General features: G+C 73.5%; 6 protein-coding genes. 5 read left to right on the plus strand and 1 reads right to left on the minus strand.

What is annotated here, in order from left to right; translation table 11 throughout:
* The first annotated feature begins 900 nt into the window (after positions 1-900).
* The 4 genes from AB0G02_RS19545 (at position 901) to AB0G02_RS19560 (ending at position 9,049) form a co-directional block, all read left to right on the plus strand.
* Complete coding sequence (locus AB0G02_RS19545) at positions 901-4,704, plus strand: glycohydrolase toxin TNT-related protein (RefSeq protein WP_360796165.1); 3,804 nt, start codon at positions 901-903, stop codon at positions 4,702-4,704.
* Positions 4,667-5,188, plus strand: a complete 522-nt coding sequence (locus AB0G02_RS19550) for a hypothetical protein (protein ID WP_360796168.1) — start codon at positions 4,667-4,669, stop codon at positions 5,186-5,188. Before AB0G02_RS19545 ends, AB0G02_RS19550 begins: the two co-directional genes overlap by 38 nt.
* Positions 5,185-6,714, plus strand: a complete 1,530-nt coding sequence (locus AB0G02_RS19555; RefSeq protein WP_360796172.1) for a TNT domain-containing protein — start codon at positions 5,185-5,187, stop codon at positions 6,712-6,714. The genes AB0G02_RS19550 and AB0G02_RS19555 overlap by 4 nt, the downstream gene beginning before the upstream one ends.
* 82 nt (positions 6,715-6,796) lie before the next feature.
* Complete coding sequence (locus AB0G02_RS19560; protein ID WP_360796175.1) at positions 6,797-9,049, plus strand: TNT domain-containing protein; 2,253 nt, start codon at positions 6,797-6,799, stop codon at positions 9,047-9,049.
* A gap of 1 nt (position 9,050) precedes the next feature.
* On the opposite strand, the gene AB0G02_RS19565 is transcribed toward AB0G02_RS19560, so the two are convergent.
* A complete protein-coding gene (locus AB0G02_RS19565; RefSeq protein ID WP_360796177.1) occupies positions 9,051-9,638 on the minus strand; it encodes a pentapeptide repeat-containing protein in 588 nt (195 codons plus the stop codon).
* A gap of 155 nt (positions 9,639-9,793) precedes the next feature.
* Between AB0G02_RS19565 and AB0G02_RS19570 the strand changes: the two genes are divergently transcribed.
* The gene (locus AB0G02_RS19570) at positions 9,794-10,783 is read left to right on the plus strand and encodes a malate dehydrogenase (RefSeq protein ID WP_360796179.1); all 990 of its coding nucleotides are present in this window, start codon (positions 9,794-9,796) and stop codon (positions 10,781-10,783) included.
* Positions 10,784-10,825 lie beyond the last annotated feature (42 nt).

Raw genomic sequence — 10,825 nt, forward strand, 5'->3', positions numbered from 1 at the left:
GCTGCTTCCCCGACCGGGCTGGGCACGGCGGCACCTCAGAGCGGCTCGGCCGCGCCTGGCGTCCGGCCGGGCGGGGCCATGCCCGGTGGCGCGCTCCCGGGCGGTCCGCTGCCCGGTGGTGCGGTCCCCGGTGGTTCCGCGCCGGGTGGTTCGTCGTTCGGCGGGACCACTCCTGGCGGGCCGCTGCACGGCGGAACGACGCCCGGCGGTCCCACTCCCGGTGGTGCGGCCCCCAGTGGCCCCGTGCCCGGTGGCTCGACGCCTGGAGGCTCGATCCCCGCTGGTCCGACGCCCGGTGGGGCCGTGCCTCACGGGCCGGTGCCCGGTGGGTCGGTGCCCGGTGGAGCGATTCCCGGCGGTTCGCTGCCCGGTGGATCCGCTCCGGGTGGATCGACGCCTGGTGGCTCGACTCCCGGTGGAACTGTGCACGGCGGGCCGACCGCTGGTGGCCCGCTGCCCGGTGGTGGACCTGTCCCCGGCGGCGTGATCGCCGGTGGGATGCCACTGGGCGGAGTTGCGCCTGGTGGAGCTGCGCCCGGCGGTTCGGTTCCCGGCGGTGGCGCCGCGCCCGGTCCGCACGTGGGTGGAAGTGGTCCGGCTCCGGCGCACGCCAGTTCCGCGCCGGCGAGCACCGCGCCGACCGCGTCCGCACCGACCGCGCCGCACGCGCCCGCTCCCACGTCTTCCGCGCCCGGCGGTCCGGTGCCTCCCGGTGGTGCGGCTCCGATGGCCGGTGCCGCCGGTCCGGTGGCGCCTCCCGCCGGTGGTGCCCCCAGCGCCGGCGGGCGTGGGCCTGTCGCGCCTGCCCCCGGTGGCTTCCCGTCCGACCCTTCGGGGACGCCTTCCGGTCGCGACCAGGGCGGTCGTGGGAACCCGGCCAACGCCGGTTCGCTGACCGGGATGCCGGCCAAGCCGTTGCCTCCCACCGGTCCCGTGTCGATGCCCGAGCAGCGCGGACCCGCGTCCACCGCGCCGCCGCAGACGCCTGCGCCGCGCCCCGGCGGGTTCGGTCCGCAGCCCGGCACCGCGCCGTTCGGCCCGCAACCCGGTGGCCCGCAACCCGGTGGACACCAGCCGGCCGGGCCGCAGCCCGCCGGCCCTCAGCCCGGCGGACAGCACCCCGCCGGCCCCCAGCCCGGCGGACAGCACCCCGCCGGCCCTCAGCCCGGTGGACAGCAGCCGGGTCCGGCCGCGCCGGTCCGCGCGGACGCCTCGCCGCCCACCGCTCCGATCCGCACCGACGGTCCGGCTCCGGCCTCCCGCGGCTCGGACGGCCCGACTCCCACCGACGGCCCCTCGCCGTCGACCGACGGACCCAAGCCGGACCACACCCCGCCGGCGGACCTGGTCGGTGCGCCCGGAGACGAGCACACGCCCGCCTCCAGCCACGAGTGGCCCACCGACACCCCCGCCGACACCGGCACCGGAACGGACGCGGGCACCGGAACGGACGCCACCGCGGGCACCGGAACGGACACCGGCCCCACCCCGAGCACCGGAACCGACACCGGCACCACCGGCACGGACCCGTTCCCCCACAAGAACGTCTGGAACCAACCCGCGGGCGTCGTCCCGGGCTTCTCCCACGACGGCGACTACCACTCCGTCCACGAGAGCACCGGCCCCACGGACCAGTCCGTCGGCACCTACGACCAGCGCGCCGCCGCCCTCATCGAGCCGACCTACCAGCCCTACGGCCCGTACGGCGACTACCAGTCGTTCCGCGACGCCCACTCCAAGCCCGACGGCAGCATCGACTGGCCGCCGAACCAGGGCGCGGACGGCCCGCGGGTGGTCGTGGAGCTGCCCGCCGGCACCGTCCTGGACCGGTTCGGCAGCCCGAACGGCGACTTCCTCTCGCCCCTGCGCCCGGACGGTCAGGCCTACGGCTTCGGCGAACGCGCGATCATGCCGGACAGCCTCGGCAAGGGCTACCACGTCTACGTCCTGGACGCCCCGCTCACCGTCGAGCTCGCCCCGGTCGCACCGGCGTTCGACCAGAACGGCGGCGCGCGCCAGCTCCAGCCCGTCCTCGACGGCTCCCTCGTCGACCCGAACACCGGCAAGATGAGCGTCCAGCGCCTGCTGGACCTGGGCGTCATGCGCGAGGTCGACGTGCCGCCGGCCGACGGTCGCGTGCTGCCGCCCGACTTCGGCACGTTCGACGCCGACGGCAACCTCCGCACGCCCGACCCGGTGACGGTGGCGGACGCGCAGAACGGCGCGTTCGACAACTACACCTCCGCCGACCCGCCGGCCGACCTGACGCCGAACCCCGACCTGGGCCCGGTCTCGCACACCGGTCCGATCCCGCTGGGCGAGGTGTCCCAGCGCGTCGACCAGGCGATCCGCAACAGCCAGGTCACCGACGCGGGCGTCGCGCTGCACACCGAGGACCGCCTGCGCGACCTGTCCAGCCGGATCCCGGCGAACAGCGACCACGCCATCCTCGACATCCACACCGACGGCGACGGCGTCCGCATCGGTGACACGCACTACACCCGCGACGAGCTCGTCCAGCTGATCAACAACCACCCCGACCTGGCCGACCGGCCGATCGTGCTGGTGGGCTGCGACGCGGGCGCGGGCGGCGAGAACAGCCTGGCCGCGCACGTGGCTCGGGAGACCGGGCAGCGGATCATCGCGCCGGACGCGCTGGCCTGGTCCGACCGGGACGGCAACGTCTACGCCGGCTCGCCCAACGAGGCGGGCACCGGCCCGAAGCTCCCGCCGGACGGCGGCTGGCACGCGTTCGAGCCGGACGGCACGCACACCCCGGTCGGGGAGAACGGCATGCCGCCCGGCCACGAGCCCAAGGGCGACCTGGCCACCACCGACGACCAGGCGCACCGCGGCCGCCTCGACATCGAGCCGCAGGTGCAGCAGCCGTGGTCGGCACCCGAGACCACGCACGAGCAGCACGTCCGGCTGCGCGACGACCAGTCGTACTTCCAGGGCCAGGAGCTGCCCAGGGACACCAAGGTCACGATCGTCGGAGACGACGGCAACGTCCGCACGGTCGTGCACGTCGACGCCGACGGCAAGGTGCACGTCGACGCGGTCGCGCCGAACACCCGCCACGGCGACAACCCCGAGGTCAAGCACCCCGCGCCGAACGCCCACTACCGCGTGGAGCTCGGCCACCGGCACGACGTGTTCGTCGCCAACCCCGACGGCACCCGCCAGACCACCCAGGACACGATCAAGATCGGTGACCGGGTCGTCACGGTCGACCGCGCGGTGATCATCGAGCCGATCCCGGAGCCCGCGAACGGCCGGCAGACGATCGACCGCGACCACCCGCTCGCGCCGAGGCCGGACGAGGCGTTCACCGCGCGCACCGACCTGCCGCCGAACACGCGCATGGAGGTGCACGACACCGACGGCACGTACCGCGGCACGGTGCAGACCGACGCGGACGGCAAGCCGAGGTGGGTGGCCGCGCCGGACTACCTGTCCACCGACGTGCGCAACCCCGAGGTCCAGCACACCTCGCAGGGCACGAACTACAACATCGACCGCGGCCCGCTGCACCAGGAGTTCACCACCGACGCCAACGGCCACCCGCAGCACGCGGTCGAGCGCACCGAGCCGCCCACGACCAGGCAGACCCCGGTCGACGGCGTCAAGCAGGGCGAGCCGTTCAGCCGGCCCGGCCAGGTGCACGACCCGAGCACCGAGTACGTCGTCACCGACGAGCACGGCCAGCGCCGCGGCCGGTTCCTCACCGACGAGTCGGGTCACGTGGTGTTCGAGGACACCCACTCCGGCCAGCGCAGCCGGGTCAACGCCGAGATCGCCCAGGCGCCGGCGCACGCGCAGGTCACGTCCGACGGCTTCTACGGACTCGGCAAGGCCCAGAACCCGACCCAGACCTGGCCCACCCCCGCCAACGGCGAGGTCAAGCTGGCCACGCAGCGCACCAAGACCGACGACGGGTACGTGTACTCGGTGAAGGTCGTCAGCGGCGACACCAGCGGGTGGACGCCGGAGCAGCGGGCGGCCGTGACCCGCCCGTTCGGCAACTCGGACCCGTTCGCCGGCCGCACCGACCTGCCGCCGAACACCCGGTTCGTGCTCGACGACCTCCACAAGCAGGGCTACGGCACCTTCCAGACCGGTGGCGACGGCTCGACCTCGCACGTGCACACGTTCCGGCCGTTCAGCCCCGACCTGAACAACCCGCTGCCGAACGCGGTGCTCGTCGCGGACAACGACGCGTGGCGCGGTCGCACCAACGGCGACGGCGAGACGGTCGCGACGACCGGCCGGCCCGACCTGCGGTCCGGCGGCGCGATCCGGCGTGACGGCAGCGCCCAGATGGAGGTCGGCAGCCACGGCGAGGTCGACGGCGACGGCAAGAAGCTGTCCGACGGCGGCCACCACCAGGGCAACGAGACCGGTGGTCCCGGCGAGGCGGCGAACCAGTCGAGCCAGCAGCGCGACGAGAACCAGGGCAACAAGCGCCCGGCGTTCACCACCGAGGAGACGTGGCACCGGATGGAGCGGGACCGCGCGAAGTTCATGAAGTCCGGCGGTACGGTCGAGATGATCGACACCTTCGCACTGCGCGACCCGCTGCAACGCCACCCGCACACGTACCAGACGCGGTGGCGTGTGACGCTCGCCGACGGCACGACCGAGATCTACGTCAGGAGCTACCCGAATGAGCACAACGCAGCCCTCTGGCCGGCCGACTTCTGAGCAGCGCCACGACGAGCTGCTCCAGCACATCGGCGGCATGCTGCTGGACGCTGCTCCGGAGGGCTTCCGGCGGATCGACGTGCTGGTGCGGATGACCGTGGCGGTGCAGGACGCGACGCTGAAGGTGTACATGCCGGACGGCAGCACGCCCGAGGTCATGCCGCCGGAGGGGCTCAACGCCGCGTTCCAGGAGATGCGGCAGGTGCTCTACCAGCCGGGCCGCGGCACCTGGTTCTCCGCCCGGTGCGTGGTGAACGCGCCCGTCCGCATCGACATCACCTACAACTTCGACCACGACCCGCGGTTCGACCCGCCCGTGCCGGCCGCGGACTTCGCCCGCGACCTCCAGGTCTTCCCCCGCGACGAGGCCTTCGTCCCCGACTGGTTGCGCGCCGAGCTGGTCGAGGCGGGTGCCGGCCCGAACGACGTCCGCCCAGGTGACGCCGGCCCGGGGAACGCGAATACCGAGGAGCAGAACGCATGACCGCACCGCAGTTGGACGTCGAGGACCAGAACGCCATCCTCGGCTCCGTCACCACCCTGCTGGTGCAGCGCCTGCCCGGCGACTGGGAGCAGCTGTTCGTCGACTTCCGGATGGTGGGCCGCTACCTGGAGACGCAGGTCTCCGGGCTGACCATGTACGGCTCGTCGTTCGACTGGGAGCTGCCTCCGGAGGCGCTGCCGTTCTTCGTGCAGCTGCGCGACGGCATGGCGCGACCGGGCCAGGGCACGTGGTTCACGCTGAGGTTCCACCTCGTGCACCCCGACACGTACTCGGCGGAGTTCGACCGGGACCACGAGCCGGACTGGACGCAGCCGCCCGCCGCGCAGTACTACGCCGAAGAGCTGGAGATCTACCCGCGCGACGACGACGCGGTGCCGTCCTGGCTGCGGGAACGGGCGGGTCTCGGGGACGCCGCGAGCACCGAGGCGGTCGACTCGGAGGGCGGGTCGCTGATCGCCGCGCCGCTGTTCGACGGGCCCGACCCGGCCGTGCACGACCGGCCGGCCGTGCACCCGCAGGAGCTGGACGACGTGCTGGCCTACCTGGAGAACGCGCCGATCGTGCTGGCCGCGCGCTCCTACGGCCCGGACGCGCTCGACCCGGCCGCGCCGCAGTCCGTGCCGCTGTCCTTCCACACCGACGGCACCTGGGTGTGGCCCGGCGGGGTGGCGTACTACCTGCGCAAGCACCACGTGCCGCCCGTGCCGCAGCTCGTCCAGCACATCCGTGACAACGGTTACGCCGTGCCGCCGGTCACACCGGAGGCCGAGCGGGCGGCTACCGCCGTCGCCACCGGGCAGACCGAGGGCACGGCGCTGCCCGAGTACCAGCCGCGCGTGATCACCGACGTCGACCAGCGCGCGCTCGACCACCTCAAGGAGCGGTTGGACCACTTCGGGGTGGCCGAGTCCGAGTACGGCATCGTCGAGCCGAAGCCCGACGCGTTCGTGATCGAACCCGCGCCCGGCCGGTCCGGCTGGCAGGTCCAGTTCTGGGACGCGAGCCGCGGCCCGCACGGTCGGCCGCGCGTGTACGAGCACGCCGTGGACGCGGCGAAGGTGCTGCTCGCGGAGCTGCTGTGGCGGGCCGACCTGGACGGACCGCGGTCGTCGGCGGACACGGGCGCGCTGGTGCTGCCGGTCGCGGACATCCAGCCGCTGCCCGACGAGCCGCCGCTGTCGCTGTTCCGGGACCGCGAGAACGTGGTCATCCCCGTCAGCACCGAACTGGATCGGTTCGGCGCCGAGACGGGCAACCTCGTCTACGCGTCCGGGACCATGTTCGGCCACCGCTCGTTGCCACCGGATTGGCTGAACCGCCGCTACCACGTGTACCGGGTGCAGAAGCCGGTGCCCGCGCTGAAGGGCGTCGCCGTGCCGTGGTTCGGCCAGCCCGGCGGCGGGACCGGCTACTTCCTGGCGAGCTCGTTGCGCGACCTGCTGGCCGACGGGAGCCTCGTCGAGGTCTCCGGTGCGTCCGCGCAGCAGCCGCAACCGGGGGTCTGAGAGCGCCCCGGGACGTCATTGCTCCGTTCGGCTCAGCGGGGCCACGTGCGGGCACGGGGAGTCGCGGGGGAAGATGATGCACGTGTCCGAGCTGAAGCCGCTGAACCCGACCGAGCAGGATGCACTGGTCAAGCAGATCGGCCTGACGCTGATGCGGGCCGCGCCGGAGGAGTGGCGGCACGTGTCGGCGGAGTACCGCGCGACCGGCCGGTACTTCGAGCTGGCCGCCGAGGTGCGCACGGCCGACGGTGCGATGCACGCCTGGTCGCCCCCGCAGGAGGTGGCCGGGCTGTTCTCGCGGTTGCGCGCGGGCATGTACCGGGACGGTCGGGGCAGCTGGTCCAACGCCCGCTACCAGCTCGACCACCCGTCGAGCTACAACCTGGACTTCGACCGGGCCGAGCCGTCCTGGACCACGCCACCGCCGCCGCAGGCGTACCTGGACGAGATGCGGTTCTTCCCCCGCACCGACGACAACGTGCCGGACTGGCTGCGCCGACGCCTCCTCCAAGCGCCACCGCCGCCGCCCGCGGACGTGCCGGCGCACGACCAGCCGCCCCTGGCGTTCCGCACGGCCCGGGTGTTCGACGGCGCCGGACCCGGCGGGCGTCCCTCGGTGAACCGGCCCCCGATCGGTGAAGCGGACCGCGACCTGCTGCTGAGCTACCTGGACCGCGCGCCGGTCGCGGTGATCGGGCGCGGGTTCGACGCGGACGTGCTCAACCCGGACGCGCCGTCGGTGGTGCCGGTGGCGTTCCAGACCGACGGGCACTGGATCTGGCCCGCCGCGGTCGGCTACTACCTGCGCGCCTACGGCGTCCCGCCGGAGCCCGAGCTGGTGGAGCGGGCCAAGTCGCAGGACTTCGTGCTGCCCGAGGTGCCCGAGGAGGCCCGGGTCGCCGCCGCCGCGAACCTGGGTGCGCCCGCCGCGCCGCAGGGCACCGAGCTGCCGGTGGCCGACCTGCCCGTGCCGGTCCCGGTGCAGGCCGCGGTCGAGCCGCCGGTCGAGGTGGGCGAGACGGTGGCCGCGCCGCTGCCGGACCTGAGGTCCGACGACGAGCCGCGGCAGGCCGAGGAGGCCGGTGCGCCGGCGGACGTCGAGGAGACGGCGAGCCTCCCCGAGTTCAAGTCGGAGGTCGTCGAGTACGCGCAGGACGGCCCGCCGTACCGGGTGCGGTTCGACGAGGACGGCCCGGTGATCGACGACCGGTACCGGCGCGAGTCCTACGTCGACGGCATGGACCTGTTCGCCCCCGCCGCGTACGAGCGGGAGATGAACGACACCCAGACCTGGAACCCGTTCACCGACGAGGACCCGGAGACCGAGCTCGCCGAGGAGACCGCCGAGGTCGGAACGGTCACCGGCGAGCAGCACCACGACGCGCAGCACGAGCAGGCCGCCGAGCAGCCCGTCGAGCACGAGCCGCGGCCCGTCGAGGACCAGGCGGACGAGGTCGGGGCGCGACGACCGGCCGACGAGTCCGAGGTCACCGCCGAGTTCGAGGTCGACCAGGCCGCGCTGTACACGTCGGAGCACGACGAGGAGGCGTTCGCCGAGCACGACGACCGGCACGACGACGCCCGCTTCGACGACCGGCACGACGACCGGCACGACGACGAGCCGCGCGCGGGGTCCGGCTTCGACGAGCACGAGGACCACGCCGAGCAGGACGAGCAGGACGACGACCGCTCCGAGCGCGCGGACCACTCCGACCAGCACTTCTCGGACCAGCACTTCTCCGACCAGCACTTCTCCGGGCAGCAGTTCGTCGAGCAGGTGCCGCCGCCGTTCGCGGACCAGGCGACCCGGTTCACCGAGGCGGTGCAGCCGTTCGACGACGTGAGCCCGGCCGCGGCCCCCGCGCCGAGCCTCGCGCCGCCGCAGCGCCCGCCCGTCGAACCGCCCGCACCGGTCGGGCCGCAGGGTGCGCCGCAGCCCGCGGGCGTGACGACGTCCACCCAGGAGCCGAAGCCCCAGCGGACGTGGCCGATCAACCCGATGAACGGCGAACCGCCGCTCACCCTGTTCCGGCACAAGAAGATGGTGGAGCTGCCCGCCGGCCTGGAGGTGGACCGCTTCGGGGAGGGCGAGGGCAACCTCGTCTACGCGGCGGGCACCCCGTTCGCGCAGCGCTCGCTGGTGCCGTCGTGGATCAACCGCCCGTACCACGTGTACCGGCTGCGCCGCCCGGTCGAGGCGCTGACCGGGGTCGCCGTGCCGTGGTTCGAGCAGCCGGGTGGCGGCACCGCCTACCTGATGCCGAAGACGATCGACGACATGATCGCGGACGGCGTGCTGGTCGAGGTCGCGGGCCAGGAGCCACCGGCCCACTAGCTCACCCGACGCGCAGCCCGTGCGCTGCGGCGAAGGCGACGGCCGTGTCCAGGTCCACCCGCGCACCGCGCAGGGTGGCCTGGACCAGCCCGTCGGCGTCCAGCCGCGCGCCGCGCAGGTCCGCGCCCGCCAGCTTGCACCCGAGCAGCCGGGCGCCGGTCAGGTCGGCGTCGCGCAGGTCCGCGTCGCGCAGGTCGGCGCCCTCCAGATTGGCCTCGCGCAACCGCAGCCCGCGCAGCGACGCCTTCCGCAGCACGGCGCCGGACAGCCCGACGAGCGTGAGATCGGTCTCCTCCACCGCGATCGGCCGCAGCGCGCAGTCCACGAACACCGACCCCAGCCACGTGCAGGACGTGAACGCCGTGGACGCCAGCACCGCCCGGTCGAACCGGCACGAGCGGAACGCGGTGGCCGTGTGCGACGACTCGCCCAGGTCGGTCCGGTCGAACGTGCACTCGGTGAACGTGCAGCCGGACGTCTTCACCCCGCGCAGGTCGGCCTCGGTGAAGTCGCACGCGACGAACGACCTGCCCTCCCACACCTGGCCGTGCAAGTCCGCGTCGGAGTAGTCCTCACCGATGATGTCCACTGTCACACCTTGTCATCGTCCACCAGTTGGTAACCTCCGACCTGCCGGGCAACCCGCCCGGTGCGCGGTCCCGGAGTAGAGACCGCCGCTGACAGGTCGTCAGCCTGCCTAGTGGTCGTGCCCGAGGACTGAAGCCACAACATTCGGGAAGGCTCATGACCCGCACGCCCGTGAACGTCACCGTCACCGGTGCGGCCGGCCAGATCGGCTACGCACTGCTGTTCCGCATCGCCTCCGGTCACCTCCTCGGCGCCGATGTCCCGGTCCGCCTGCGCCTGCTGGAGATCCCGCAGGCCGTGAAGGCCGCCGAGGGCACCGCGATGGAGCTGGACGACTGCGCGTTCCCGCTGCTGACCGGCATCGACATCACCGACGACGCCAAGACCGCCTTCGACGGCGTGAACGTGGCACTCCTGGTCGGCGCGCGCCCCCGCACGAAGGGCATGGAGCGCGGCGACCTGCTGGAGGCCAACGGCGGCATCTTCAAGCCGCAGGGCGAGGCGATCAACGCGGGCGCGGCGGACGACGTGCGCGTGCTGGTCGTCGGCAACCCGGCCAACACCAACGCCCTGATCGCCCAGCAGCACGCGCCCGACGTGCCCGCCGAGCGGTTCACCGCGATGACCCGCCTCGACCACAACCGGGCCCTGTCGCAGCTGGCCAAGAAGCTCGGCGTGTCGGTCACCGACATCAAGAAGCTGACCATCTGGGGCAACCACTCGGCCACCCAGTACCCGGACCTGTTCCACGCCGAGGTCAAGGGGCAGAACGCGGCCGAGGCCGTGAACGACCAGGCCTGGCTGGAGAACGACTTCATCCCGACCGTCGCCAAGCGCGGCGCGGCGATCATCGAGGCGCGCGGCGCGTCCTCGGCGGCGTCGGCGGCGAACGCGGCGATCGACCACGTCCACGACTGGGTCAACGGCACCGCCGAGGGCGACTGGGTCTCGATGGCGATCCCGTCCGACGGCTCGTACGGCGTGCCGGAGGGCATCATCTCGTCGTTCCCCGTCACGGTGACCGACGGCAAGTACTCGGTCGTGCAGGGCCTGGAGATCGACGACTTCTCCCGCGCCCGCATCGACGCCTCCGTGGCCGAGCTGGTCGAGGAGCGCGACGCGGTCAAGGCCCTGGGCCTGATCTGAGTCGTACCCCACGGGAGGGCCGCCGGCGGTGGCCCTCCCGTG

The sequence above is a fragment of the Actinosynnema sp. NPDC023658 genome (assembly GCF_040639995.1).
Classification (GTDB): domain Bacteria; phylum Actinomycetota; class Actinomycetes; order Mycobacteriales; family Pseudonocardiaceae; genus Actinosynnema.

Coding starts and splice junctions, on each gene's coding strand:
- AB0G02_RS19570 (WP_360796179.1), top strand. CDS start 9,794: ATGACCCGCACGCCCGTGAACGTCACCGTCACCGGTGCGGCCGGCCAG.
- AB0G02_RS19550 (WP_360796168.1), top strand. CDS start 4,667: ATGAGCACAACGCAGCCCTCTGGCCGGCCGACTTCTGAGCAGCGCCAC.
- AB0G02_RS19545 (WP_360796165.1), top strand. CDS start 901: ATGCCGGCCAAGCCGTTGCCTCCCACCGGTCCCGTGTCGATGCCCGAG.
- AB0G02_RS19555 (WP_360796172.1), top strand. CDS start 5,185: ATGACCGCACCGCAGTTGGACGTCGAGGACCAGAACGCCATCCTCGGC.